General features: G+C 50.1%; 27 protein-coding genes. 5 read left to right on the forward strand and 22 right to left on the reverse strand.

All coding sequences use genetic code 11. The features are described from left to right. Positions 1 to 94: 94 nt before the first annotated feature. From AC506A_RS29165 to AC506A_RS29175, 3 genes are all read right to left on the reverse strand, one after another. Positions 95 to 1,582 carry a DEAD/DEAH box helicase gene (locus AC506A_RS29165; protein ID WP_495464527.1) on the reverse strand — a complete coding sequence of 496 codons (1,488 nt, stop codon included), beginning with the start codon at positions 1,580 to 1,582 and terminating at the stop codon, positions 95 to 97. A 23-nt stretch (positions 1,583 to 1,605) separates the two neighbouring features. Continuing rightward, positions 1,606 to 2,379 carry an SDR family NAD(P)-dependent oxidoreductase gene (locus AC506A_RS29170; protein WP_495464528.1) on the reverse strand — a complete coding sequence of 258 codons (774 nt, stop codon included), beginning with the start codon at positions 2,377 to 2,379 and terminating at the stop codon, positions 1,606 to 1,608. A gap of 109 nt (positions 2,380 to 2,488) precedes the next feature. Beyond that, positions 2,489 to 2,950, reverse strand: a complete 462-nt coding sequence (locus AC506A_RS29175) for a chemotaxis protein CheX (protein WP_495464529.1) — start codon at positions 2,948 to 2,950, stop codon at positions 2,489 to 2,491. A gap of 153 nt (positions 2,951 to 3,103) precedes the next feature. On the opposite strand from AC506A_RS29175, the gene AC506A_RS29180 reads away from it, so the two are divergent. Further along, positions 3,104 to 4,105 (forward strand): zinc dependent phospholipase C family protein, encoded by a 1,002-nt coding sequence (locus AC506A_RS29180; RefSeq protein WP_495464530.1) that lies wholly within the window; start codon positions 3,104 to 3,106, stop codon positions 4,103 to 4,105. Here AC506A_RS29180 and AC506A_RS29185 read toward each other — a convergent pair. Continuing rightward, positions 4,100 to 5,110 carry an HRDC domain-containing protein gene (locus tag AC506A_RS29185; RefSeq protein ID WP_495464531.1) on the reverse strand — a complete coding sequence of 337 codons (1,011 nt, stop codon included), beginning with the start codon at positions 5,108 to 5,110 and terminating at the stop codon, positions 4,100 to 4,102. The two genes, AC506A_RS29180 and AC506A_RS29185, sit on opposite strands and share 6 nt — an antisense overlap. Before the next feature lie 253 nt (positions 5,111 to 5,363). Between AC506A_RS29185 and AC506A_RS29190 the strand changes: the two genes are divergently transcribed. Then, complete coding sequence (locus AC506A_RS29190) at positions 5,364 to 5,660, forward strand: DUF3055 domain-containing protein (protein ID WP_495464532.1); 297 nt, start codon at positions 5,364 to 5,366, stop codon at positions 5,658 to 5,660. Positions 5,661 to 5,711: 51 nt separating this feature from the next. Then, positions 5,712 to 5,972, forward strand: coding sequence for a hypothetical protein (locus AC506A_RS29195; RefSeq protein WP_495464533.1), 261 nt, complete (start codon positions 5,712 to 5,714; stop codon positions 5,970 to 5,972). A gap of 70 nt (positions 5,973 to 6,042) precedes the next feature. Here the strand turns inward: AC506A_RS29195 and AC506A_RS29200 are convergent, their stop codons facing one another. The 17 genes from AC506A_RS29200 to AC506A_RS29280 form a co-directional block, all read right to left on the reverse strand. Then, positions 6,043 to 7,464, reverse strand: a complete 1,422-nt coding sequence (locus AC506A_RS29200; protein WP_495464534.1) for a phosphodiester glycosidase family protein — start codon at positions 7,462 to 7,464, stop codon at positions 6,043 to 6,045. Between the two features lie 137 nt (positions 7,465 to 7,601). Beyond that, positions 7,602 to 10,073, reverse strand: a complete 2,472-nt coding sequence (locus tag AC506A_RS29205) for a glycoside hydrolase family 38 N-terminal domain-containing protein (protein WP_495464535.1) — start codon at positions 10,071 to 10,073, stop codon at positions 7,602 to 7,604. 166 nt (positions 10,074 to 10,239) lie between these two features. Beyond that, on the reverse strand, positions 10,240 to 11,136 hold the full coding sequence (locus AC506A_RS29210) for a 3'-5' exonuclease (RefSeq protein ID WP_495464536.1): 897 nt from the start codon (positions 11,134 to 11,136) through the stop codon (positions 10,240 to 10,242). A 180-nt stretch (positions 11,137 to 11,316) separates the two neighbouring features. Next, positions 11,317 to 12,228, reverse strand: coding sequence for a 5'-3' exonuclease (locus AC506A_RS29215; RefSeq protein ID WP_495464537.1), 912 nt, complete (start codon positions 12,226 to 12,228; stop codon positions 11,317 to 11,319). Positions 12,229 to 12,252: 24 nt separating this feature from the next. Further along, positions 12,253 to 13,458: an aminotransferase class I/II-fold pyridoxal phosphate-dependent enzyme gene (locus tag AC506A_RS29220; RefSeq protein WP_495464538.1), complete on the reverse strand. Its 1,206-nt coding sequence runs from the start codon at positions 13,456 to 13,458 to the stop codon at positions 12,253 to 12,255. Between the two features lie 28 nt (positions 13,459 to 13,486). Beyond that, a complete protein-coding gene (locus tag AC506A_RS29225) occupies positions 13,487 to 13,861 on the reverse strand; it encodes an arsenate reductase family protein (protein ID WP_495464539.1) in 375 nt (124 codons plus the stop codon). Between the two features lie 41 nt (positions 13,862 to 13,902). Continuing rightward, the gene (locus AC506A_RS29230) at positions 13,903 to 14,868 is read right to left on the reverse strand and encodes an RluA family pseudouridine synthase (RefSeq protein ID WP_495464540.1); all 966 of its coding nucleotides are present in this window, start codon (positions 14,866 to 14,868) and stop codon (positions 13,903 to 13,905) included. After that, on the reverse strand, positions 14,861 to 15,436 hold the full coding sequence (locus tag AC506A_RS29235; protein WP_495464541.1) for a cob(I)yrinic acid a,c-diamide adenosyltransferase: 576 nt from the start codon (positions 15,434 to 15,436) through the stop codon (positions 14,861 to 14,863). The genes AC506A_RS29230 and AC506A_RS29235 overlap by 8 nt, the downstream gene beginning before the upstream one ends. A gap of 263 nt (positions 15,437 to 15,699) precedes the next feature. After that, complete coding sequence (locus tag AC506A_RS29240; protein WP_495464542.1) at positions 15,700 to 16,881, reverse strand: MFS transporter; 1,182 nt, start codon at positions 16,879 to 16,881, stop codon at positions 15,700 to 15,702. 90 nt (positions 16,882 to 16,971) lie between these two features. Further along, positions 16,972 to 17,184, reverse strand: a complete 213-nt coding sequence (locus tag AC506A_RS29245; RefSeq protein ID WP_240547782.1) for an aspartyl-phosphate phosphatase Spo0E family protein — start codon at positions 17,182 to 17,184, stop codon at positions 16,972 to 16,974. 108 nt (positions 17,185 to 17,292) lie between these two features. Next, positions 17,293 to 18,510, reverse strand: coding sequence for an aminotransferase class I/II-fold pyridoxal phosphate-dependent enzyme (locus tag AC506A_RS29250; protein ID WP_495464543.1), 1,218 nt, complete (start codon positions 18,508 to 18,510; stop codon positions 17,293 to 17,295). Between the two features lie 14 nt (positions 18,511 to 18,524). Then, positions 18,525 to 19,016, reverse strand: a complete 492-nt coding sequence (locus tag AC506A_RS29255) for an Lrp/AsnC family transcriptional regulator (RefSeq protein WP_090977785.1) — start codon at positions 19,014 to 19,016, stop codon at positions 18,525 to 18,527. Between the two features lie 228 nt (positions 19,017 to 19,244). Next, entirely contained in the window at positions 19,245 to 19,667 is a 423-nt protein-coding gene (locus AC506A_RS29260; protein WP_495464544.1) for a spore coat protein, read from the reverse strand. A gap of 12 nt (positions 19,668 to 19,679) precedes the next feature. Beyond that, on the reverse strand, positions 19,680 to 19,904 hold the full coding sequence (locus tag AC506A_RS29265) for a hypothetical protein (protein ID WP_495464545.1): 225 nt from the start codon (positions 19,902 to 19,904) through the stop codon (positions 19,680 to 19,682). A gap of 116 nt (positions 19,905 to 20,020) precedes the next feature. Further along, positions 20,021 to 20,686, reverse strand: coding sequence for a DUF2642 domain-containing protein (locus AC506A_RS29270; RefSeq protein WP_090977246.1), 666 nt, complete (start codon positions 20,684 to 20,686; stop codon positions 20,021 to 20,023). 24 nt (positions 20,687 to 20,710) lie between these two features. Next, positions 20,711 to 21,043, reverse strand: a complete 333-nt coding sequence (locus AC506A_RS29275) for a hypothetical protein (RefSeq protein ID WP_495464546.1) — start codon at positions 21,041 to 21,043, stop codon at positions 20,711 to 20,713. Positions 21,044 to 21,340: 297 nt separating this feature from the next. Beyond that, on the reverse strand, positions 21,341 to 21,952 hold the full coding sequence (locus AC506A_RS29280; protein WP_495464547.1) for a DUF6897 domain-containing protein: 612 nt from the start codon (positions 21,950 to 21,952) through the stop codon (positions 21,341 to 21,343). A gap of 470 nt (positions 21,953 to 22,422) precedes the next feature. On the opposite strand from AC506A_RS29280, the gene AC506A_RS29285 reads away from it, so the two are divergent. Both AC506A_RS29285 and AC506A_RS29290 read left to right on the forward strand, forming a co-directional pair. Then, positions 22,423 to 23,094, forward strand: coding sequence for a hypothetical protein (locus tag AC506A_RS29285; protein WP_495464548.1), 672 nt, complete (start codon positions 22,423 to 22,425; stop codon positions 23,092 to 23,094). 93 nt (positions 23,095 to 23,187) lie between these two features. Further along, entirely contained in the window at positions 23,188 to 24,261 is a 1,074-nt protein-coding gene (locus AC506A_RS29290) for a CotH kinase family protein (RefSeq protein ID WP_495464549.1), read from the forward strand. A gap of 83 nt (positions 24,262 to 24,344) precedes the next feature. Here the strand turns inward: AC506A_RS29290 and cysK are convergent, their stop codons facing one another. Beyond that, on the reverse strand, positions 24,345 to 25,262 hold the full coding sequence (gene cysK, locus AC506A_RS29295) for a cysteine synthase A (protein WP_495464550.1): 918 nt from the start codon (positions 25,260 to 25,262) through the stop codon (positions 24,345 to 24,347). Positions 25,263 to 25,271: the final 9 nt, after the last annotated feature.

The following is a 25,271-nucleotide window of genomic DNA, read 5'->3' on the forward strand; positions in this document are numbered from 1 at the left end:
TATAAATTCGTTCTTTAGCTGATATTGCGCACACAACAAAGGCCGCCTCAAAAGCAGCATCATGCTGCTTTCGAGGCGGCCTTTCCTTTAGTGATTACTGCTCGCCGTCTCGCTTCGCTTTCAGCCACTTCGGCGCGCCTTTGTTCTTACGTTCGCGCTCTTGATCGCGCTTCGACTTCGTCGGCTTCACCGGCTGCTTCGCTGCTGTTTTCGCTGCTGCCTGCGGTCGGCCTGCCGGTGCGCCGGAGCCGCTTGGCTCCGAGCTGCCTCGAACGCTCGCCGCAGCCGGCCGCGAATCCGCAGCCGTCGACGGGCGCGCCGGACGGGCGCCGAAGGCTTTGCCCACACCTGCAGCTGCACCAGCGCCTCTTTCTCCACGCTCACCCGCTCCGCCTTGCCCGCCACGAGAAGCATCGCGACCATAAGAATCGCGACTGCCCTGCTCCTCACCGGGATTCCACAGCTTCCCGTGAGACATCGTTTTCTCCTGCAGCTCAATACCAAGCTGCTTACGGAATTTATCCATGATGAACAGCTGATTACGCGTCACGATGGAGATGACCGTGCCCGGCTTGCCCATCCGACCTGTACGGCCGGAGCGATGGACATAATGATCCGCATCCAGAGCAGGATCAAGGTGTACGACCAGCGGCAAATCCACAATATCGAGTCCGCGAGCCGCAACATCCGTCGCTACCAGCAGTTGGAGTCGGCCTTCGCGGAATCGAGCCAGCGTGGAAGCACGCTTCTGTTTATCCGCATCGCCGTACAATGACTCTACGCTAAACCCTTCATAGCTCAGCTTTGCTTCATAATTAGCGATCTCATCGGTCTCGTTGATAAACAGCAGCGCCGCCGCTGGCTTCAGCATCCGAATGAGCTTTCTCGCTGTATCTGCTTTATCGCGCCGTTCGCAGACGACAAAATAATGCTTCACCTGTTTACCGGCATTCTGATCTGCCGTCACATCCACTCGCTGCGGGTCCTGCATCCAGCGTTCTTCCACTTCGACCATCGCCTGCGGCCTTGTCGCCGAGAAGAACGCGATCTGCCGATCACGTACCATCCCTCTGAGTAAAGTCTCGACTTCAGTAGTCGAACCCAGATTAAACACCTGATCCGCTTCGTCGATAATCACGAGCCGGATATGATGCAGCTTCAGCTTGCCGGATTTCACAAGTTCATGAATCCGTCCCGGTGTACCAACGACAACATGCGGATGCTGCCGCAGCTTCTCGACTTGACGCTGCATCGAAGCGCCTCCGATGAGCTGCTGCGTCTTCACGCCGATCACTTCACCGTAGATTTCGGCAACGCGAAAAATTTGCATCGCCAGTTCCTGCGTCGGCGCAAGCACCATGACCTGTACATCCTGTTTGGACACATCCACACGCTCCAGCGCAGGCAGCATGTACGCCAACGTTTTGCCTGTCCCTGTCTGTGATTTGGCAGATACATCATGCCCCGCTAACAGAACGGGGATCGTCGCCGATTGTACCGGGGTCGGTTTCTCAATTTGATTCGAAAGCAGTGTTTCTTTCAGCTGCGGGTGCAGCTCCAATGTTTCCCATGTCACGTTCATCAAACTCCTCATCTGCTTGCTTCCTATTTCCGATTCAACCAGCGCCCTGCGAGCCTGTCTGCCAAACGCGGAAATAATCCATAAATCCGAATGCCAATGGATGCCGAACGCGGCAAATCCACTTCCGGCTTTCTCCGTTTCATCACTTGCACAATCACTTCCGCCACACGCGCCGGCTTCAGCATAAAGCCTTGTACTTTACTGGCATAATGGCCTTGCGGGTCTGCTATATGTAGAAAAGGGGTATCGATTGGCCCCGGATTAATCGCCGATACATAGATATTCATCGAAGCAAATTCCGATCGCATCGCATTGGTAAGCCCTAGTACGGCATGCTTGGTTGCCGCATAGCCCGATGACTTGGATGTGCTAAGCTTCCCGGCCATAGATGCGACATTAATAATATGGCCACTGCCTTGCTTTTGCATAATAGGCAGCACCGCTTTGGTGCACCGAATGATGCCCATATAGTTCGTATCCATCATCTCTTGAAATCGCTCGATCGGAGCATCCTCAAACAGCTCAAATACCCCGTAACCCGCATTATTCAATAAAATATCGATCCGTCCAAAGTCATTCGCGATTTGCTGTACGACGTGCGCAACCTCATCATTGTTGGTCACGTCCATCTTATAGCAGCTATTCGTGCCTCCAATAGCAGCCGCAGCTTCGCGAAGCTTATCCAGCCTGCGTCCGGTAAGGATCGGAATCGCCCCGGCTGCCGCCAGCAATTTGGCCGTTTCCGCGCCAATCCCGCTCGCCGCTCCGGTTATAAGAACAATTTTCCCACGCAACATTGTGATCACCTGACTTTCAGTTTACTGCAACAGGTACAAATAGGCAAAATAGAACCGCTACTATTGACCCTAAACACGAAAAAAAGCTCCACTGGGAGCTCGAATCGTGTTACGATGCAATTAGTACCTGGATGTCCAGCTCTCCGATTCCATCCATAATCAGCGGAATGGTTAACGCTTTCGCAGCTTTAAATTCAGTCGCCTGAGATGAAAGTACCAGTTTCGGAGGAGTAATATCGACGCGTACACCTTGATTGAAGAGCATCGTACTGGCATTTCCGCTAATCATATTGCCCAGCTCCGATATCGCGCTTTTGCCCATCTCATCCATTTCCGAAATGACATATCCACCCATCATAGCCGACACCATTTTCAGGGCTACTTCTTCACTTAATCCAAATACAATATCACCGTTCATCTGACCGTTTATACCAATTTGTATCCAGATATAATCCTGAGTAAACTTGACTTCTTTCACACCGAGCTGACCAGTTGAAGGCCGAATTTGGATGACTTGTTCGATGACTATTTTAGCGGACTCTAAGAAGGGATTAATATATTCAGCCTTCATCCTGAGGTAGCGCCCCTTTTCGACTTGATTCGATGGCATTCTTCTTTACCAATGATTATACAAGAATTGTTAGGTCAAGTATACTACTCAATTCAAGCAATAGTTTAAAGATTTGTAGAAATGCGTCGAACAAGAGTCTATGGGAGGATAACCGTGCCGAATGTATGGACACATTTTCTATTTGGGCAGCAATGCCTGCAAGCTCTTGGCGAACAGCACTTAATCGCTGCGCCGCACAGAAAAAATATGTTTAATATGGGCTGTCAGGGCCCGGATTTTCTATTCTATCATCGCTTTCTGCCTTGGCAGAAAGGAAAAACAATGACCCGGCTCGGGAGCGACATGCATCAATTCCACTGCGGCCCCGTTCTTCTGGATCTATTGGATGCTCTGGATAGTACATCAGACGCACATTCTGCAGCAAAGGACGACGCACTCGTCTATACGCTGGGATTTGTGCTGCATCATGTATTGGACCGTGTTATGCATCCTTACGTATTCAGCCGATCCGGCTCTCGCAAATGGGATCATCAACGGTTTGAAGTCATCATGGATACACTCATTGTTCGCAAACTGCTTGGAACGGAGACGTGGAAAGCTGAAGTATGGCGCGAGATTAACAATAGAGGTGAGTTGCCCGCTTCCGTCGTGGATGCGTTCGAGCAAATTGCCGCTGTCCATTATCCGAAGTTCGCTCCTCTTATTCGTCGTGAGGACTGGACAGGCGCGATGCGCGACATGATTGCGGCACAGCGGTTATTCCATGATCCTACGGGGATCAGACGCCTGCTTACTTTTGGTCAAATCGAACCCTTCGTCTACAAACGCGATCCGCTTAATCTAGATATATTAAACGAATCCCATGCGCCTTGGCTGGATCCGGTCGATGGGCAAACGCTTCATACTGAAAGTGTGTGGGAACTGTGGGATATTGCTATGGCCGATGCGACGACGATCATAAGTGCTGTTCTTGTATGGCTTCGGGAGAAAAACCAGCTGGAGCCGAATCTTGGCAGCAGCGAAATTCCTTCCCCCTCCAAACATCAGCTCCGCGAAGCGGTCGCTCAATTGATTGGCAACCGCTCCTACGAAACAGGACTTTCTTGCGACTGCGGGGCGTCCATTCAATTCGAGGATCCGATCTGGACGTTATGATACTTGATTGATCTTCATCCGGCGGTAACGAAGGCGAATCAGTCTTAACCGATCATAGATCAGATCAAGCGACTTGCCTTTCCCCTGTATCGCTTCTTCACCATACACTCGCTGCAGCACCGGCTTCAGATAGCGGTCGCCAACGGCAAGCAGCGCATCCCATACCAGCTGCTGCTCCGACTCCGGCATCGACTCCAGTTCTCTCTCGATAAGCGGCTCTATATCGTACCCTTCTGTCTCCAGCTTCTCGATACGTTCCATGAGATCTCTGCGAGGCAGATCGGTCTGAGCGAGCAGCCCTTCTATGGAGTTGCCTTCAGCTATTCCACGGAGCAGCTTCTGCTTCTCCTGCTGGCGATCCATCTGCGATTTATACTTATTTTCCTTCTGCTTATAAACCCACTTAATGTAAACCTTAGGATCGATTGCGCTAGATACCCATTCCAGCGGAAAGCTTCTTTCACGCTGATAGGACCGCGTAACAGCAAGCACTTCTTCTGCATAAGCAGCCTGCTTCGTCTCTCCCCATCCCGGAATTTGCAGCAGCTCTTCAGGCTGATGCGGCACAAAGCAGCTAATCATCCAGAGCATCCGATTGGATGCGATAAGATACGCGGATTTCTTCCCCTCCACCGCTTTCGAGCGGCGCCAATCGCGAAGCGCTTCGAACAAAACAGGATCCGTGTTCATCTCTCCATAACACTGGATCATCGAATACAAACTGCCCAGCCCTTCTTGACCACGACGTTCCTCCAGCATGCCATCAATCAGCGGCAAATAACCTTCTCCCATTTGAACAGCAATGCCATGACGGAAAGCCGTCATCATTTCTTCCCAGGAGCTGCCTTCAAACCAAACGATTTGCTGTTGATCCTGCCCATTTACAAGCGATTCTGTCCAAAATACCGACCATACTCCGTTTTGCTCGCAAATGGACAGCTGCGCTTGTTCGGCGCGGTTGTCTTGATCTGCTTTCTCAAATGTGTTCAAAAATACGACCTGCATGCAGGCCCACCTCCACCCGAATGATTAGTTATATCAAACTCCGAAGCATCGAAAAACAAAAAAAAAGCACCTCTTACGCCATAATAATGGCGAAAGAGGTGCTTCCTCACGATGCAACGATTTGATTGCTCACATCATAGCATAGCTGCCTATGCGTGGCAAGAGTCAATTTCCCAATTCATGGCTGTGAGCCGGATTGCCCCGTCGCAGATAGGAATGCTATGATAGATGCAGAATAAAGGAGGAACTCGAAATGCTGCTGCCTGATTATGATTTTATGTCCGATACGACGGAGCAAACGACAACCCGCTTCGTCACTTTTATAACGCCAAACCTTAAGCGGTTTGATCTGGCCATTATGACTACCAACCGTTTCTACGGCAAGAAGCTGATTACAGATCTGATGAGCGGTCGAACCGCAATCGTCGGTCAAGATGATTTGGACGAAGAAGGCTACCTGGAATTCACGTATAAACTGACAGAGGAAGAAGCCGCCGATCTTAAACAGTTTTTAGAATTAGTGGTAGGAGCGGTGCATTTTACCGACTGACGTCGGGTACACTGTAACGGTAATCCAATAGCCGCTGCAGGAGGAATCTGCATGTTCATGAAAGAAAATCGTCAGCCCTATACAGATGTGAAGACGGTCGAATCTCAGCGCAACGATTTCATCGCACAAGAGTTTCCCGATGGACCGTATGGTTCCAGGATAGTGTCCGAATCGCTTAGCAAGAGCAAACCTTGGCGAGTCGATCAGCGGCCGCCGAATCGATTTGATTACGAGAACCGCGAGCTGCATGCAGGCATGTATCGCGATTACCCCGGCGAGGATGTCTATCCGGACGCAATGGATGAGCCTTAATTAGCCTCACATGGAAAACCCGCTAAAGAAGGAAGCACTGTCCTTCTCTAGCGGGTTTTTCACATCCTTACTACCACTTCATTTGCTGACCAAATATTAGCGCATTACTTAGTTCACGGCCCGGCGTCGTAACGGTTTTTCCTTGAAACCAAAGCCCGGAAGATGCTCCGCCGTCCAGATTCATGGCCTGCTGTGCGCCAAGCTTCACCATTACTTGCGCCCACTGCTTCATCGTTGCGCCAGGTACGGTTGCGAGCATAATCGAACCGTCCTTGCGAATGGCGATGCCGCTGCGTGCACCGCCGCCTGAGAAAATCTTCGGATCCTTGAAGCCCTCTGCAGCAGGATTCAACGTCACAGCACCATTCGTGACCAACCTCGGCCCCGCTCCAACCGCCGTATGTACACCGCCCCAATCCAACTGTTTCCCCTGCATATTCGTCAAGTTGATTTCGTAATTGACTCGTGCCCCGGCTTCGAAACGTTCTGCCTGCCCCCGCTCATTGCCTTGGAAAACAAGCACATAACCGTCAGTCGGTATCGAAACATCAATCCCATGCCGGACTTCAGTAACAACATGGTTACGCACGATCACAGCTGCATCGGCTGCGAAGCCCAGCATCTTGCCTCGTTTTGGAGTAAACAAGATTGCGGATGCACTGCCTGTTGGTTTGCGATTCATAAAGTAGGCATACCACGATCCTGTGCGACCGTCATCACGGACAATAGTGCCGCGAATATTCATTCGAAGCGAGTCCATAACAGCGCTGCCGTCCCATTTAAACCCGATGGTCGTTCCTCTGTTGCCGATATGCTCAGCCATCCCGCTGCTAATCAAATTCCCATATGGGTCGGGAACGTCGGTGTACGCATCAAAGAATGTTCCGTTGATTGCAATGTCAGCCCGATAATTGGAGGCGATCCCGGCAAGTGGCTGCGTAGCGCCGACACGACTGTCCGCGAAGCCAACTGCAGCGGTCATTCCTTTGGGAATCGCAACGGTTTGAACCGTGAAAGTCGAATTGCCAAGCCTAATCTTGCGAACTTCCAGCTTCGGATTGAAAGCTAATGCAACCGGCTGCGCTTTGGTCACGGTCACAGGCAGCTTTAATTGCCCTGTGTAAGGCTCGGCTGAAGATACGCGGATCGTAAGCATTGTTGTGCCTGGCGATACCGGTATGAGAACGCCTCTTGCATTCACTTTCGCAATGGAAGCATTACCTGTTGCATAATCAAGCTCCACCGGCTGTGACAGCTGCAGTTTATCGCCGATCGGAAGCTGCGTTCCAATTGGCAACGTAATCGACGATGATCTCCCATAGGTGAGCTTCACTGTCGCCGTCTTCGGATTCTCTTCAACTTTGTTTAGCGAAACGACTGGCTGAGCCATCGCCCACACACTAGTTGTCGAGCCTCCCGTCATCCCTGCCATCCCTGTCACTGTTGTCAATAACACGCCTGCAGTTAATGCTCGTAAAACTTTGCTGTTCATCACCATATACTTTCTCCTCTAACTATTGATCTGGACTTGCTTTTATTTTTTATTCGGTCTTCACGGCTTGATTATGAAGATAAAAAGCCCGAAATCGGAGAAACTCCAATTTCGAGCTGGCCACACGCCTTACAGCTTCAATCCTCTTCCATGAGTGAAGCCTCTGTGATCGTTCCTTCACTTACCGAAACACGGAAGGTTTTCACCTCGAATGGCGCAAGCGTAACCGTGCACGTGATGCCGAGCATCGGAATCTCCACCTCCGTCACCCGCGGCTTTCCGATTGGCTCAAACAGGCGAAGCACGTAATCATCGCTCCGTTCCATTTGCTTGAAGGTTCCTAATAGAACGACTTCATCCTTCAGGATTACAAGCGGCTTCACTTTCTCTCCACGACCGGATGGGAAGAAAGACAACGCGTAAGGCGCTTCATTGCGCTGAACCGCTTCACGGTCGATGGCGCTTAGACGTTCTTCCACTGCACCGCCGTTCAGCCAATAGGTAAACTCGCGTTCTCCTTGATCACTGCGCGGCGAGAAACGGTCCTGCACGATAAGCGGCCGATCCATAATCGGGTGAGTCGTATAACCTGGACTGCGCAGCAGCGTTGGGCGAATTGTGCCATCCTTAAAGTCCGAACCGTAAGTTCCGTTATTAATTAAGGTCAAGGCGGCCTGCTGCCGAGTCGAATGAGCAGCGGTCCACTTCTGCGCCACCGCTTCTTGACCTGTCGTATCCAACGTTTGAACACCATATACCGTTTGCCCAATGTACGAAGCATCCGTAAACGTCGTTGGAATGGACAGCTTCAGCATTTTGTCCTTCTCGTTCCAGAACACCCGCACATGCACTTCGAGCTCACTCCCCTGTTTAGGGAGTTTGTACGTAAGAACCAGCTTCGAATGCTGATAGGCAAGAACCGCTTCGACTACGGTGCGCACGGCTCCGTCTTCGATAACCCGAACTGAAGGCAGCAGCGCATGACGCAAACCGGAGAAGTCAGAACCGGCTCCTTTGTCCATCAGCTGAAACGAACCAATATCCGGTTCAAAACGGTTCGTGTCCATCCGCCATGGATCCTCATTATCGGCCACGACGATTGGCTGGAACGCCTTCTCCTTCACATACGAAACACCGTCCACCAGATACGAATCCAACAATCCTGTGCTTGTATTAATAACGGCTTCCATACGACCGTTTGAGAACCGAATCGCTTGCTGATCAACCTCGATCTGCGGCAGCGGTTTGGCCGGGAGCATCTCAATTCGGCCGTCAAATCGATTCATCGAGGAAGGCGCAAGCTCCGCATAGAAGACAGCGCGTTTACGCCAGTCCAGATTAATATTACTGTGTTCCTTCTCAGGCTGAGATGGAATTCGCTTTCCATCCTGATAGACGACAGGCATCGAGAATTCGTCCTTCCAGTTCTGGTCGGCCAGCATAAACTCACAAGCAAACACACCGGATACCGGGAATGGATGCGGATTATAAATCAGAATCGGATATTCGCCTTCCGCTGCTTTGGGTTGTCCAGACGCTAATGCGAAGAAGGCTCTCGCCTTTAATCGAGAGACGATCTCTAGTCCGTGTCCGAGCAGACGCAGCGACGCATCCTCGGCTGGCTGTACCGACGAGCCCGGCAATATATCATGAAATTGCGCAGTGAGCAGATCAAAAGTGGCCTGCTGCAATTCTTCTTTAGGATAAGTGAGTTTACCGGCAATAGCGGCGGCGGAGAGCATTTTCTCCGTTACGTATAGCTCATTCTCGAGCAGCCGATGCTTCTGCTTGATGCGAATAATGGACGTATAACAGCCGACAAAACGCGGATTCAAATCACCGGAATGCGCCGGAAGTTCAGTCTCCTCAGCAAGCTCTGCAAAATACTGCTCCGGAGATGAATGTACGATTTGAACATCGCTCCGCGCTTCCATCAGCTGGCCGATTTCATCCAAATCCACTCGCGAAGGACCGCCCCCATGATTACCGACTCCCCATAACATAAGGCCAAGCGGCTTGCCTTCGTGGCTGCTAAGCCAATTCTCGATAGACTTACGGGCTTGGCCCATAAGGGTATTATAGAAATAAGTCTGGTGAGCCATCACCTCAGACCCGTCAAATCCGATCCACCGAAACTCGCGCTCCGGGCCAACTGTATGATCATCGGGCCGCATGAACAAATAAGAGTCGTAGCCGGCCTTTCGCATAAGCTGCACTAAACCGCGGGAATGTCCGAACGAGTCAAAATTAATCGCAGTAGTCGGCCTCGCGCCAAACTTCTCCGAGAAGTAAACTCTGCCATGCAGCATCTGCCTGACGATCGATTCCCCTGATGGCATATTGCAGTCCGGCTGCAGGTACCAGCCCCCCATGATGTTCCACTTGCCGAGTCGGACGAGCTCTTGAATCTCCTCGAACAATTCAGGTTCATACTCTTCAATCCATTTGTACAAAATCACTTCATTATGATTGAAAACATACCCATCATACTCCCTGCAAAATTCAGCGGCGGCGCGGAACGTAGAAACTGCAGCGGCAGCCCCTTCTTCCCACTCCCACTGCCATACCGGATCCAAATGCGCATTGCTTAGCAAGTGAAGCTTAGCCATCCGTTCGTCCTCCCAGATCGATCATACCGATGTTTGTTAGGAACAAAATTATGTTCCTTTCAAACTTACGATACCTTACAACGGCGAAGTTGTATATACCAAAAAAAAGCAATTCTATGGCTAATGAAAGCCAAACAGGATTGCTTCTTCTTATTTCTTATATTCGCTAAACCAAGTGAGATCCATAAATACACTTCATGAGCTCAAACGTTGCTTTTGTATCAGCCCATGCACGGTGCGGCTGTTCGTTCTTTATTCCGAATATTTCGCATAGGGTCGATAAATCATAACTCTCTACCGGAAGCTTTAACAGTCGCGCCTGCTTTATCGTACACAGCAGCTTCCCTTTCCACGCTTGCGTTTTGGCTCTATCACAGATCGTCTTCAGAACGCGATAGTCATATTGCACGTTGTGGCCAACGAGCACCGGTGTACCCGACAAGAATTTGTTTAACTGTTTCAACGCCTGAAAGGATGTTGGCATCTCGGCTAGGTCTTCGTCTGTAATGCCTGTAAGTTCTCTTACCTGTTTTGGAAGCTTTACCTTTGGATTAACCAGCGTCTCGAAGCTGTCAATCACTTGACCGTTTCTAAATTTCAATGCGCTGATTTCTATGATCTTAGCATACTCCACGATGGGAGATGTGGTCTCGAAATCCAGTACAACACCTTCATTTGGCATTGTAAGCTCGTTATAGTAGTCATACTTCTTCGGTTTCTCTTTAACAATGACAGGCGGGTTTAACTGTGCCGCAGCGATCGCTTCCAGCGAGTAGCCCTTGAGGTCACCTGGCTTTATCTGATCGACTATACTAATGTCATTGACCAAATCAAGCCGCTCCATGTAGGGGTCGCAAAGGATATGAGCATACGACACAAACTCATCCAGCATTGCAGAAACCTGATCCTTGTTCGCTAAGCCGTGTAACGTAAAGGCCGATTTTGAAACGGCAAGCTGAATCCCATAACTTCGGCGGTATGTGCGATGCAGCAAGCTGACAATTCTATGAAGCCCGCTCCAAAATCCATAATCTGCCCTTCCTTGCCCAACGTTGAGTGCCATATAGCCCTCCTTCACTTCGGGAATATGGCAATAAAACATCAATCGCGTTTCTGAATTATGTTCATAGAGCTTAGCAGCCAGAATAATGTTCCTCTGCATCCAAATCACCTGCCGATCAATCAGGATAAAAAACCGCCAAGAGTTCAACTTTCTCACTCTCAGCGGCTTCCACAGTCCACTTTATACCGAGAATAAATCCAAATTGAAGCTTGGATGACCCTCTAATATTTTAACCAGACCACCAAACTCAAGCTCTTCAAATTTACGTGTAGCAGCTTCCAGTTGGATCTGCCAAGCGCAAGCTGACAGCTCGCAGCTTACCGGCGCATTCAAGCGAATGGTCGCCAAGTCTCGTGACAGGTGAAGCATGTCAAGATCCGCCTCGATTTTACTGCGCACGCCTTTAGGCAGCTTATCGAGGTTTAGCAGTACACCTTCGATCGATTGATATTCGAGAATCAGCTTGAGTGCTGTTTTCTCTCCAATGCCTTTGACGCCAGGGTAATTGTCGCTTGTATCGCCCATGAAGCCTTTGAGGTCAATAACCTGACTCGGCGAGAGCTGTTTCTCTTCCAGAAGCAACGCCAAATCGTAGACCGCGTAGTTCAGCTTGCCCTTCTTCATGATGACCACTTTCACCGTTTCACTCACCAACTGCAGCATATCGTGGTCACCGGTCAGGACATAAACCTCTGCTTCTCCGCTCAGCTGTGTCGCTAACGTGCCGATGCAATCATCCGCTTCAAAACCGACAACCCCAACGTTCTGAATGCCCATTTCTTCTACGACTTCTTTTACCAAGTCAAATTGAGGAATAAGCTCAAGCGGTGCCTCGCCCCGATTTCCCTTATAGTCAGCAAACTGCTCTGTACGGAACGTCTTGCTGCCCATATCCCAACAACAAATAACATGAGTCGGTTTAAACGTATTAATCGCATCAAAAAAATATTGAATAAAGCCGTATACCGCATTTGTCGGCAGCCCTGCGCTCGTTTTACGAATATAGCCCGTGTAAGACGTCGCATAGAACGCTCTAAACAAGATCGCCATTCCGTCAACGAGCAGCACTCTCCGGTTGTTCGTTTCTTGCATCCCCATATCTCTCCCCTATAACGTTTACTCGCCCCTGATGAATCTCCCGATACGCTCAGCAGCCTCAATAAGTCGCTCTTCTTTCTCTACTAAAGCAATTCGGACATAACCTTCCCCTTGTTCGCCGAAGGCATCTCCGGGAATAACAGCAACTCCGGTCCGTTCGAGCATTTCCCGGGAAATGCGACGCGATGTCCAAGGCTCCGACAACTGCCACTGCATAGGCGGCAGCTTCGCCCAAATAAACATCGTAGCTTTGGGTGACGCAATCTCCCAGCCTTGCTCACGAAGTGCCTCTATGAATCGGTCACGCCTCGTCTCATAGAGGGCTCCCACTGATTGTTGATCCCCCAGCATATCCTGCTGCAAAGCAACAATTCCCGCTTCTTGAACAGGTAGAAATACACCATAATCGATATTCGCTTTCAGCTCGCGCAGCGCAGCGATCGCCTTCTGGTTGCCTGCCAGGAACCCGATTCTGCAGCCAGCCATATTGAAGCTCTTAGACAGCGAATGAAACTCTACCGCTACTTCCCGCGCTTCTGTCACTTGCAGTATACTAGGAGGTTTATACCCGTCAAAAGCCATCTCCGAATAAGCCAAATCATGCACGATCAATACACCATGACGTTTGGCATGAGAAACAGCTCGCTCGAAGAAGGGGATATCCGCAACTGCCGAGACAGGATTGCTCGGATAATTGAGCAGCATAAACTTCGCTCTCTTCCATACTTCTTCGGGAATCGCATCGAAGTCAGGCAGAAACTGATTCTCCGCAAGCAGCGGCATTCGATAGGGCTCTACACCTGCAACCGCAAGTCCGGCCATGTAGACCGGATAGCCCGGATCAGGCACAAGCGCAATATCGCCCGGATTGCAAAGCGATAGCGCCAAGTGTCCCAGTCCATCCTGCGACCCCATCAACGAGAGCAGCTCATGCTCCGGATCGACTTCGATGCCGAACCGAAACGCCAGCCAATCGGCTGCCTGACGGAGAAACTTCACGCTCCCCTTGGAGCCGGGATATCCATAGACATCCTCACGCAGCACGGCTTCGCTTAACGCTTGCCGGATCGGCAACGAAGGCGGCAAATCTGGGCTGCCGATGCTAAGATCAATGACATTCATCCCAAGGCGAACTGCCTCTCTCTTCCACTCTGCCACTTCGGCAAATATTGACGAGCCAAGCTCAGACAATCGATCCGCACGCCATTCTTTCGTAGTTGTCACCTGACGAGTACCTCCTCAGCTCTCTGCACTAGATCTTTACGCTAGTTCCCCACACTCGATCATATTCCTCATCCTTAAAACCTACCGTAACCGTACTGCCATTCGTGACGACAGGCCGCTTAATCAATCTGCCGTTTGAGGCGAGTAATTCAATCTTCTCCTGCTCAGTCATGCTCGGCAACTTATCCTTCAGACCCAGCTCCTTGTACACTTCGCCTGAAGTGTTGAAAAACTTCTTCACTTCCAAGCCGCTATTGGCAATAATCGTTTGCAGCGTCTCCACGGAAGGTGCAGTTTCAAACACGTTATGCGACTCGAGTTCATAGCCCATCCCTTTGAGCGTCTTAATTGCACTGCGGCAGGTTCCGCATTTTGGATATTCGTAGATTGTCAGCTTCTTCATGGCGTACCTCTATCTCCAGTTCATGTTTGTTATCGTAGTCGTTACAATTTCCGCAGCTCCGACTCCAACTGCCGCAAATCTTCCGGTAGTGCCGCCTCGAATGTCATACGCTCCTTCGTAATCGGATGCGTAAACGACAAAATCGCAGCATGCAGCGCTTGCCGCTGCAGTAAGGATTCCAGTGAAGCCGACACTTCCGGCGCTTCAGCTTCCTTGCCTTCGCCTGCATATCCATACAGCTTGTCCCCAAGCAGCGGACAGCCGAGATGTTTCATATGCACCCGAATTTGATGCGTGCGGCCTGTTTCCAACTTGATATTCAACTTCGTTGCAGCGCCATTGCCGTATACCGTCTCCACCTCGTAATGCGTAATCGAGGCATAACCATCAGGCGTTACGACACGCAAATGAGGATTGACCGTATCCCGATCAATCGGTTCATTGACCGTTCCCGCTGCCTCTGCCGGACTGCCGTACACATAAGTGCGGTACCTTTTATCCACCTCGCCTGCCTGAAGCTGCTCAGAGAGCTGCTGGTGAATATATGGCGTTTTCGCGATCGCAACAAGTCCTGATGTTTCCTCATCCAAGCGATGAATGGGGCGAAACCGTACGCGCTCCCCGAGCTGCTTCCAATGATAAACGACCCCATTGGCCAGCGTTCCTGTGTAGTGCCCCTGCGTGGGATGTACCACGATTCCGGGCGGCTTATTCACGATAATCAAATCCCGATCCTCATAAACAATATCGAGTTCCATCGGCTGCGGCAAAATATCATTAGACTCTTCCTGCTCCATCCGAAGCTCTAACAAGTCACCACTATTAACGCGGTCATTGGTATAGACACGTTCTCCGTTAACCATGATTCCATGCTCGGTCTGCTTCAGGCGTGACAGCAGCTTACGCGAAACGCCGAGACGGCGCTCCAGCACCTTTCGAACGATCTTGCCATTGTCCTCTTCTGCTATAACTAGGGTGAGTGGTTCATAATAGACGGAATTAGTCATTGCTCTTTGTGCGAAACACGTCCGCGCTCCTAATATATTCGGTATCCGGTACACCAAGCTTCACATTCGCGAAACGCGCAGCAGCGAAGAAATAGTCCGACAACCGGTTCATATACGTCCTTACCGGTGGGTGCACCGGCACCTCTGCCGCCAATGTCACGATGCGCCGTTCCGCTCTTCGGCATACCGTTCTGCACACATGAAGCAGAGCCGATACTTCACTGCCCCCAGGCAAAATAAATCTCTTAATCTCCGGCGACGCGGCCGTATGCGCATCGATCCAGCTCTCCAAGCGAACAGCTGACGCATCGGTCAGTTTCAAATCGCGTCCGCTCGGGTCCGCGAAAGCCAGATCCGAGCCGCAGTCAAACAGCTCCTGCTGAATTTCCGTCAGCTCCGCAGCAAGCTCGCTCAAGCCATCACGAACGGCAATCGCAGCCGCCTGACCGACAAAGCTATTCAGTTCATCGACAGTTCCATAAGCTTCAACCCGGCTGTCATCCTTACGAACTCGGCCGCCTTTGACTGATGTATCTCCGCTATCTCCGGTACGTGTATATAATTTCAAGGTGCTCACCTTCCTGGCAATTAATCAAAAGATTAGCTACAGACACCGCTGCGCGTGCGGATCATTGTTCCGATCGCTGTTGTCCTTCGAACTTCTTTGAATTGATAACTGACTTATCGGTAGAAGTTCGAAGTACAAAGGCGAACGCTGACGCTTCTACACAACGATTCCGCCCGCTCCGCTGCTGTTTACGCTGATTATTAAGATCAACGAATTAACAACACAATAGCTCCACTATAGCACATATGCCCGCACAGCAGACTTCATTCCGCCGAACTGGCGGGGATTCCCTGTCTGCCGCCATGCTCCTTTTTCCCATGGAGAGAAAGAAGAACGAGACTGAACAGCAGCGCGCAGAATGACAGCCCTGCAATGATTAAATAATAGGTATGGCCGGTAACCGACTCATATAACCATCCGCCTGCGTAAGAGGCGACGATGCCGGATACGCCGAAGAACAGAAGTGCCAGCACGGTTTGGCCTGTTGCACGCCACTCCTCGGGAACAATGCGGTACAGATATTGAATGGCTGCGGTATAGAAAATCGGGAACGTAAAGATCTGCAGCACTTGCAAATAAGCCAGCATATGCGGATCAGTAATCCAAGCCGATAGGAAGAAACGCACAAAGTAGAATAGGCTGGCAAATGCGATCAGCGCAAGCTCCCTGCCCTTGCGCATCCACCAGAAGCTAAGGGCAAACACAAGAATTTCAGTCCCGGCAGCGAGGAACCATGCTTGTCCGATCAGTTCTGGGCCACCGCCCAGCGCTCGCAAATAGACACCTAGATACGTATCATTGATTCGCGATGGAACAGCCGCAATAAAGATTAGAATGAGGAACATCAGCGTTTCTCGGTGGGTGAGAAATTGTCCAAGCTTCTTCAGCTTGACCGGTTTGCTGGCAGCAGGTGCATCCGCTAAAGTGAAGCAAACGATGAAACTGATTACGCCGATGACCGCGAAGAGTGGAGCCATGCCTTCCACACCGAAATAGAGCATCACATAACCAACGGCCAGCGACATGACTGCATAACCGAGAGCGCCAAACGTCCGAATAGAACCGTAGCTAACGCCTCTAGCTTCAGCCGTTTGGAAATTCAAGCTTTCCGTTAATGGATCCATCGACAGTAAGAAGAAGTAGAGCAGCATCGTAAAGACGACCAGTAGAATAAAACTGCCTGAGGCATATAGCAGGTAACCGATAATAGTGGAGCAGAAGATGAGCAGCAGCAGCACTTTCCGAATGGTTTTGGTCCGATCGCTAATCATTCCCCAGAGTGGTGAAGCGAAGATCGAAACAAAGCCGCCTGTGCCAATAATAAATCCAATCTTCGTCGCAGCCAGCCCCTGGGCATCCAGATAGACCGGCAGAAACGAAATAAACATCGCCAGTAATGAAAAATACAAAAAATTGAATATTCGTAAATTAGTAGGTGATTTCATGGTATTCCTAAACTCCTCTTCGAGTTGCAAAAAAGAAAAGAAGCCCTGTTAAGGACCCCTTCTCAGGCGAAGAATCAACGGCGCGTGTCTTTACGACTGCTGTGCCCAGCTTCTTCTAAATTGCATATATTCATTTATTTTCTTATCCAGACGGCGGCTTAAGTCAATCACTTTCTCGGAGCCGAATGTTGCTTCTTCGACATAAGATTGTTCCATCTTCATGCGCAGCGCATATATTTCGTCTTCCAATCGGCGTATAGATGATGAGGACAAAAGCTTAAGACCCGTTTTCGCACAAGTCATGGCCATCCCTCCTGTCATCACTCAACAAAACCTAACGACGCTTGTGCATTGCGTTTATAAAGTTTTATTAAATTATAACAAAGTCTTACAAAAATGAGTATCCCTATTTTAATTTCCCTTAAGTTTCCTAACATAGATGCCAATCCGCTCAATCGCTTCCGTAATTTGATTCACGGAAGTCGCATAAGAGCAGCGCAGATGACCTTCTCCGCCAAGTCCGAATACATCGCCAGGTACCGCTGCAACTTTCTGATCGTTCAGCAGTCCCGTGGCAAATTCCTCGGAAGTCAAACCAAGTCCGGCTATGGACGGGAATGCATAGAATGCGCCTTGCGGCTCATGGCATTGCAATCCGATATCACGGAACCCTTGCACAACGAGTCGACGACGCTGGTTGTAAGATTCCACCATACGGTTCTTCTCATCCATGCCATTGCGAAGTGCTTCAAGCGCCGCCACCTGTGACATGTTCGATGCACACATTACAGTGTATTGATGGATCTTCAGCATAGCCGAGATGAGCTCGCTATGGCCGCAAGCGTAACCGATCCGCCAGCCCGTCATCGCAAACGACTTCGAGAAACCACTGACCAGAATGGTACGATCCTTCATGCCAGGCAGCGAAGGGAAGCTGACATGCTTAGAGCCATACGTGAGCTCCGCATAAATTTCGTCGGAAATGACGATAAGATCATTTTCCTCCACGACTTTAGCAATCGGCAGCCAATCTTCATACGTCATGATACCGCCTGTTGGATTGCTCGGATAACAGAGGATAAGCACTTTCGAGCGAGGTGTAATCGCTGCTTTGAGTGATTCCGCCGTCAGCTTGAACTGATCCTTCGCGAAGGTTTCTACACCGACCGGTACACCGCCGCTAAGCGCTGTAATTGGTGAGTAGGAAATGTAACAGGGTTCCGGAACTAAGATTTCATCCCCTGGCGAGATTAAAGCGCGCAGCGCAAGGTCAATCGCTTCGCTTCCGCCTACGGTCACGAGAATCTCATTCGCCGGGTTATAAGCCACATCGAATTCACGGTCCATATAGATCCCGATCTCTTCACGGAGCTCCGGTGTTCCGGCATTCGAAGTGTATTGTGTCTTACCCATTTCAAGCGCATAGACGCATGCTTCACGCACATGCCACGGCGTTACAAAATCAGGCTCACCGACACCAAGTGTAATAATATCTTTACGACCGCTTGCTAAGTCAAAAAACCTACGGATACCGGAAGGTTTAATGGCTCTTACCTGCGGAGACAAATAATCAGCCATCGATGTGCGGCGCGTCAACGTACCGCTTTGCTTCTCTTCATCTTTTATCATAAGCAATTCATCCTTTACGGCGAGACAAGAAGACGGTGGTCGTCTTCATGCTCTTCGAATATAATGCCGTCTTGCTTATATTTTTTAAGAATAAAAAAGGTCTTGGTAGAAAGTACGGCATCGATCGGGGACAGCTTATTGGATACGAAGGAAGCGACGTCTTTAAGCGTTTTCCCTTGTACTTCGACGAGCAAATCGTAGGCGCCCGACATGAGATAAACCGATTTCACTTCCGGATATAAATAAATGCGTTCCGCAATGCCTTCAAAACCGCGGCCGCGCTCAGGCGTAATTTGGACTTCAATAAGTGCAGTTACTTTCTCATCTTCAACCTTGCTCCAGTTGACAACGGTCGCATATTTGACGATGACGTGATCCTGCTCCATCTCCGCAATCGCCTGCTTCACCTCCGCCGCTGGCGCGTCCAGCATAGTCGCGATCAGTTCCGCGCTGCGTCTTGCATCTTCTTTCAGCAGTTCAAGTATTTGCATTTTCCGTTCATTCATCGTCAAACCCTCCTGATTCTTCAAATCGTCCGCGAAGCTTACAAGCCCGCGATGTGAAATAGCTATAAAGACTATATTACAACGAATCCAAGCATCCTGCAAAGTAGAAAAGCGCGGCAGCCCGCCTACTACGGACAACCAAATCATGTAGTCAACCGGAAAATAATGCAAGAGCTGTCGCATTTCGCGGCAGCTCTTGTGTTTGACAGCTATATGGCGGCACGGAGGTTACATGTAATAAGGATTGGCATTTCCCGGCCCTGGACTTTGATTAGGAGGTTGTGGTGGGTGATACTGTCCGTAAACAGGTGCGCTGCGATAACCGCCATACCCAAGATTCAATTGCTGCAGAAACTGCTGTGTCTTCTGTGAGGTTTGTTGATTTTGCTTCAGCTGCTTGTCTAGTTCTTGGCGCAGCGCCGCTGATGATGCGCTGTACATATTGTTTTGCTCCATTATTTTGTAGAGATGTCCCTGCATCTGCAGCGTACTGTTCATTAAATTAGTAAACAGCTGACGAATTTCTTGACAGCTTGATTCAGTGGCTGCTGTTGCATACTCGCGAACAACACGCTTTAGGTCTGCTAAGACCGTGTAGGCCAGGTCTTCATCTGACAATATCGGCTGGGCTTGTCCTTGTTGTTGAAACATGCTGTTCCTCCTTTAATTTTGCGGCTGAGTCGGTGCCAGCTGCTGGTGCTGGCTGAGCGCTTGAAGCAGCATTTGCGTATGCTGCTGGTGGGTTTGAATCATTTGCAAACCTGCTTGCTTTAACGCTGGTGTTGTCGCTGAAGCGGCCATGACCGCATTTTGTTTGATGAGCAAATCTTCGTTTGACAACGAATCCACCACATACTCCATTTCTTTGGCAGTTATCGGCTGAAGCATTGTGTTCCCTCCTGTATTTCCAATTCGTGCAATACTTGAATACCATTCCCGCAAAAATCATTTCCTATGTAGCCGGCTTCTCCGCGTGCAGGGGAAGAAGCCGGTGAGGGTACGTGTTATGGAAGATGGACCGTCTTTACGTGATCGAAGTGCAGATATACCGCATTTCCGCCTGCTGTCGATAATTCGATCATATTTTGGTCGAGCCCTTTGAGGACACCAATTTTGTTCGGATTCTCGCCGAGATCCAAAATAACGAACTCGCCTATCAGCTTTCTAAGCTGCTGATCAAAGGTACGTGCCAGTGTAATTGGAGATGGTTTAAGCGGAAACTGCTCCGGGGTCAGGGTGTAAGGTGTCACGTTAGGATTGTAGGGAATTAAATATTTGAGATGATGCAGTGAAATAATGACGGAATGATACACCGGTGAATAAAAGACGAAAAAATCATTCATCACACTCGTGAGATAGCCATGGATAGACTGGTTGCCGGTAATATACAGCTCAGAGAACATCCCTTTGGCATTCATCAGCACTTTGCGATAGGAAATGGGATCATTTTGTGGTTCGAAAGGCAGTTCCGGTACGTCTATTTCTTGGGCTTCACTTTTGGCAAGACGGAGCTGCTGCAAATGGATTAAAGGAACATAGAGAAATTGCGTACCGTTATGAAGCACGAGAATATCTTGACCTATATCAATCAATTTGCCGCGAATAGGAATTGTTTTTCCCGAAATATCAAGCTCGACATAACGGTCTAATAAAGGGTGACGATGTTTCATGAAAATCGACCTCCTTTCATCCTATTAATTGCGTTCATACAAATAGACAGGGTAGACTGGCAAACAGTCCTGCCGGGATGACAACGTAACAGAAGGCGGATTCTTCCACTGTTCGGGAGTATGATCGCTGTAAGCCGTCCACAACCTATCCATACCGAACGCAAACAAGAGGATATTCCAGGGCGCCATCGCTGCCAAATCTCGCGAACTACGGCCGGACAAAACTGCTGACTCAAGTAGGAGTATGGCTCCGGCTGCAGACATCCATTCGATCGGCACCCCTAGGCCGGATCCGTAGGAAGAACCCAGCCCGGGCTGCGAGGACAACCTTAATGCCAAATCGTTACCAGCTGTCATTCGACAATCGATTCGTGTGACTATGCCATTGCATGCTGCTAGCTTCATCCATAGTAACGTAGATACGATCTCTGCTGCCGACGTGTCTCGTAGACTTAAACAACGCGATAGGTCGAGATACGTCTAGGTATTTGTGTGCGGTAATTAAGATACAGCAGCCCCGATAGAATGTGTTTGAAGATAGCTAGATCAACAGATGAATGGCATACGTGATACTAATGCTGCATGTGAATGAGAGGGATAGCAAGGCTGCTGCCGGGGCTGGCAGACTTCGTTCGCCCCGGCTTGCAATCAGCCTTATTTACCACCATAGTAGCCGGTTTTTTTGTTTCCTTTTTTGCTGGTTTTCTTCGTTGCGTTGTTCCGTCCGGAACGATTGCCGCCGCTTCCGCCGCTTCCGCCGCTGCCGCCACTTCCGCCTGTGCCGCCGCTTCCGCCGCTTCCACCGCTGCCGCCGCTGCTGCCGCTGCTGCCTTTGCTGCCATTACTGCCTTTGCTGCCTCTGCTGCCGCCGCTTGCATATGCACCTGCTGTTTTAACGGTTTTGATGTGGTAGAGCGGGATTTGAACCAATTCAGGTCCAACTACGAGCAACAGTGCTTCATTGCCAACGCCTGCTACGAAACCTTCGATGCGCTCAGGGCCACCCCAGTTGATTTGCACGAATTTACGAGTCAGGTTGCGAAGTACGCCTGGAAAGCTGTCAGCTTCAACAAATTTCGCGTGCGAGAAACGGCTGGTTTGACCTGGAAGATCCGTTACGCTTTTCACGTGCGAAGAGTTAACGTATACGACACCATCTTTAGTTTTTACTACAAGATAACCTGTTTTAACAGCGAGCATTCTTCCTTCGAGCGACTCAGGGCCGCCGCGGTTGATGCGAACCACCATACCTACTTGAGATTCCAAGAAATTATGACCTCCCGAATGATGACTTTTTTGACTCTTGTGGCTTCTGTTGCTTCTGTGGCTTCTGTTGTTGTTGCAGCATGAGTTTGTTCCTGCTTCTTGGCTTGCAAGCGCTCCAAATGGTTTGTAGCTAACTGCACTGTTCATGTTGCTTCTGACATCCATACCAAAATCCCTCCATAATTAATAGATTTTGACCTGTACCACGTAGACCACCGGTGCAAATTACGTTACGATCACGACTACCAAAATACCGGTTCATCCATCTCGCTTCGACATTCATCCCTCCATTACTTGCCCCGGTGAAATCTATCATGGGAGACAATTTATAATGTATTTATATGTATCCCATATGTCAGCGGTACTAGATTGATATCTATTTTCTATAAGATTAAGCATATGACCCAGTTCGATTACTAGATTCGCGACATAGCTTGTATAGAATCTATTAAAAGGAGATGAATTCTCAATTGTCCAACAACAACAATAAATCGACAAAAGGAAGCAACGGCTCTCGTGGTTCCCAAGGCACAGGCGGTACTCAAGGCTCCCGCGGTTCTAACGGTTCGCGCGGCACTGGCGGTTCCCAAGGCTCCCATGGCTCTCATGGGACAGGCGGTACTCAAGGGTCCCGCGGTTCTAACGGTTCGCGCGGCACTGGCGGCTCTCAAGGTTCCCGTGGCTCCAACGGTTCGCGCGGTTCCCAAGGTACTGGCGGTACTCAGGGCTCCCATGGCAATAACTCTTCGCCAGGTACTGGCGGCACTCAAGGATCCAATGGTTCTTGCGGTTGGCCTGCTACACAACCTACTGAAGATACAAACGGTTCCTGGGGCTATTCTTTAGCAAAGCTGTTTGGTCCGGTAGCGACTAGCTCGCGTAACTCTAGCGGTTCCAATGGCTCCCGTGGCTCTGGCGGCTCCCAAGGTTCCCGCGGTTCCCAAGGCTCCCGCGGCTCTGGCGGCTCCCAAGGTTCCCGCGGTTCCCAAGGCTCCCGCGGCTCTGGCGGCTCCCAAGGTTCCCACGGCTCCCACGGCTCCCACGGCTCTGGCGGCTCCCAAGGTTCCCGCGGTTCCCAAGGCTCCCGTGGCTCTGGCGGCTCCCAAGGTTCCCGCGGTTCCAACGGCTCCCGCGGCAGATAATCTGTGACCAATAGACATCTACCCGCATAGTGTAAATAAGCTGAAGCCTATCGAATGCGATAGGCTTTATCTTTTGCCTAAGGAGATGGTCTAATGTCCGGGGAAGGACTGCCTACTCGAAAAATAACGATCAACAACGAGGATTTGAAGAGGCTGGAATCCAATGTATGGAGCAATGAATTTGCTCCCGTCAAGCTGGAGATGAACGGAAAGACGATAGATGCACAGCTGCGATTCCGCGGCGGTCACACCAGAAATTATCCGAAGAAATCCTACGAAATTCATTATGGAAATAATCAAATTTTGCACTGGAATGCGGAAGTCGATGATCCTTCTATGATTCGTAATGCGCTCTCCTTCCATTTCTTCAATATGATCAACGTGCCCTCGCCAAGAACCAGACATATGTGGCTGGAATGGAACGGCTATCCGCACGGCGTTTATTTGGAAATCGAATCGGTTGATGATACGTTTTTCCGTAGAAGAAGCATCGGTTCGCAAGCCCTAATTTACGCGGTTAACGATAAAGCAAACTTCGGCCTTTACGATTCGGAAACCGGCGAGTTGAAAGAATCACTCTTCGACGGCTACCGTGTTATGAAAGGATCGGATGAAACGAAGACGAAGCTGATAAAGTTCGTGAAACGGATTAACAACCCAGTGAATAGTTCCTTGAAGAGCTATATTGCTTATCGACTCGATGTCTATGTGTATTTGAAATGGCTGGCTGGTGCTGTTCTAACGGGCAATTATGACGGGTTTGATCAGAACTACGCTCTTTATGAGCATAGCAAGAGTGGAAAGTACCGCATTATTCCGTGGGATTATGAGGGAACCTGGGGCCGCAACTGCTATGGGAGACTTTGCGGCAGCGATCTGGTGGACGTCAGGGGATATAATACGCTAACTCGGAAAGTGTTGTCCTACAAATCGTACAGACAAATCTATCGTAAAATTTTAACCAATCTACTCGCGAACAAATTCACGGTTAAAACCATTGAACCGATCATAGCCGATTTGTACGAGAATTTGAGGCCTGCCATTCGAGATGATTTCACGCGAAAATGGCCCTTATACGCTTTCGATGATGAGCCGCAATTGTTTATCAGCTATATCGAAGAACGCAGGGCCATTGTACAAGATGAGCTTAATAATTGGGTGGATTAAGCAGAAAGCTTGCTTCGAAGCATAGCTTCGATTGCAGCTTTCTGCAAACAGATTGGTTTGCGTTCGAATGCAGCATGCTGCGATTAAAACAATCCCATACTCAGGTATCGCTCGCCGCTGTCCGGGGCGATGCAAAGTACACGCCCGCCATCTCCAATTCGGCGGGCCTCCGCCATTGCCGTCCAAACGGCAGCTCCCGAGGAAGGACCCAGGAGCAGCCCTTCTTGGCGGGCTAACAGACGCATCGTCTCGATTGCGTCTTCATCGGACACCTGTACGATTTTATCGTAAATCGAGGTGTTGAGAATAGCCGGCACAAATCCCGGGCTCGTGCCGACAAGCTTATGCGGTCCCGGCTTGCCGCCAGATAATACAGGCGACCCAAGGGGTTCCACTACGGCTACATAAAGTCCCGGAATCGCGGCTTTCAGTGCCTCTCCGGTTCCCGTAATTGTGCCGCCGGTTCCTGCCGTTGCAACGAAGACATCGAGACGTCCATCGGTTTGGCGGATGATTTCCTGCGCCGTTGTCGTTCGATGAATGGCCGGATTCGCCGGATTCTCGAACTGATTCGGTATGTAGCTCCCCGGACGTTCTGCCTGCAGCTCGAATGCTCGCTTGATCGCACCCGGCATTCGTTCTGCTGCCGGTGTCAGCTCAACCTCTGCTCCATAAGCCTTCAGCAGTCCGATTCGCTCCTTCGTCATATTATCCGGCATGACAAGTATCAGCTTATAGCCTCTAGCCGCCGCATTCATTGCAAGCCCGATGCCGGTATTCCCGCTGGTCGGCTCAATGATCGTTGAGCCAGGCTTCAGCATCCCCTTCGCTTCTCCTGCCTCGATGAGTGCGAAAGCCGCTCGATCCTTCACGCTTCCACTTGGATTGAACCGCTCCAGCTTCACCAGCACCTCCGCAGCTCCCGGCTGTTGCAGCCTCCGAAGCGCAACGACAGGCGTATCGCCAATTAGCTCGGTTACATTATTTACAATACGGGGCATACACAGCCC

The organism is Paenibacillus sp. N22P23, assembly GCF_059383735.1.

What these genes read in the sequence shown, in the direction of transcription:
- AC506A_RS29165 (WP_495464527.1), bottom strand. Translation starts at nt 1,582, where the DNA reads ATGAACGTGACATGGGAAACATTGGAGCTGCACCCGCAGCTGAAAGAA.
- AC506A_RS29170 (WP_495464528.1), bottom strand. Translation starts at nt 2,379, where the DNA reads ATGTTGCGTGGGAAAATTGTTCTTATAACCGGAGCGGCGAGCGGGATT.
- AC506A_RS29175 (WP_495464529.1), bottom strand. Translation starts at nt 2,950, where the DNA reads ATGAAGGCTGAATATATTAATCCCTTCTTAGAGTCCGCTAAAATAGTC.
- AC506A_RS29185 (WP_495464531.1), bottom strand. Translation starts at nt 5,110, where the DNA reads ATGCAGGTCGTATTTTTGAACACATTTGAGAAAGCAGATCAAGACAAC.
- AC506A_RS29190 (WP_495464532.1), top strand. Translation starts at nt 5,364, where the DNA reads ATGCTGCTGCCTGATTATGATTTTATGTCCGATACGACGGAGCAAACG.
- AC506A_RS29195 (WP_495464533.1), top strand. Translation starts at nt 5,712, where the DNA reads ATGTTCATGAAAGAAAATCGTCAGCCCTATACAGATGTGAAGACGGTC.
- AC506A_RS29200 (WP_495464534.1), bottom strand. Translation starts at nt 7,464, where the DNA reads ATGAACAGCAAAGTTTTACGAGCATTAACTGCAGGCGTGTTATTGACA.
- AC506A_RS29205 (WP_495464535.1), bottom strand. Translation starts at nt 10,073, where the DNA reads ATGGCTAAGCTTCACTTGCTAAGCAATGCGCATTTGGATCCGGTATGG.
- AC506A_RS29210 (WP_495464536.1), bottom strand. Translation starts at nt 11,136, where the DNA reads ATGGCACTCAACGTTGGGCAAGGAAGGGCAGATTATGGATTTTGGAGC.
- AC506A_RS29215 (WP_495464537.1), bottom strand. Translation starts at nt 12,228, where the DNA reads ATGCAAGAAACGAACAACCGGAGAGTGCTGCTCGTTGACGGAATGGCG.
- AC506A_RS29225 (WP_495464539.1), bottom strand. Translation starts at nt 13,861, where the DNA reads ATGAAGAAGCTGACAATCTACGAATATCCAAAATGCGGAACCTGCCGC.
- AC506A_RS29230 (WP_495464540.1), bottom strand. Translation starts at nt 14,868, where the DNA reads ATGACTAATTCCGTCTATTATGAACCACTCACCCTAGTTATAGCAGAA.
- AC506A_RS29240 (WP_495464542.1), bottom strand. Translation starts at nt 16,881, where the DNA reads ATGAAATCACCTACTAATTTACGAATATTCAATTTTTTGTATTTTTCA.
- AC506A_RS29245 (WP_240547782.1), bottom strand. Translation starts at nt 17,184, where the DNA reads ATGACTTGTGCGAAAACGGGTCTTAAGCTTTTGTCCTCATCATCTATA.
- AC506A_RS29250 (WP_495464543.1), bottom strand. Translation starts at nt 18,510, where the DNA reads ATGATAAAAGATGAAGAGAAGCAAAGCGGTACGTTGACGCGCCGCACA.
- AC506A_RS29255 (WP_090977785.1), bottom strand. Translation starts at nt 19,016, where the DNA reads ATGAATGAACGGAAAATGCAAATACTTGAACTGCTGAAAGAAGATGCA.
- AC506A_RS29260 (WP_495464544.1), bottom strand. Translation starts at nt 19,667, where the DNA reads ATGTTTCAACAACAAGGACAAGCCCAGCCGATATTGTCAGATGAAGAC.
- AC506A_RS29265 (WP_495464545.1), bottom strand. Translation starts at nt 19,904, where the DNA reads ATGCTTCAGCCGATAACTGCCAAAGAAATGGAGTATGTGGTGGATTCG.
- AC506A_RS29270 (WP_090977246.1), bottom strand. Translation starts at nt 20,686, where the DNA reads ATGAAACATCGTCACCCTTTATTAGACCGTTATGTCGAGCTTGATATT.
- AC506A_RS29275 (WP_495464546.1), bottom strand. Translation starts at nt 21,043, where the DNA reads ATGACAGCTGGTAACGATTTGGCATTAAGGTTGTCCTCGCAGCCCGGG.
- AC506A_RS29290 (WP_495464549.1), top strand. Translation starts at nt 23,188, where the DNA reads ATGTCCGGGGAAGGACTGCCTACTCGAAAAATAACGATCAACAACGAG.
- cysK (WP_495464550.1), bottom strand. Translation starts at nt 25,262, where the DNA reads ATGCCCCGTATTGTAAATAATGTAACCGAGCTAATTGGCGATACGCCT.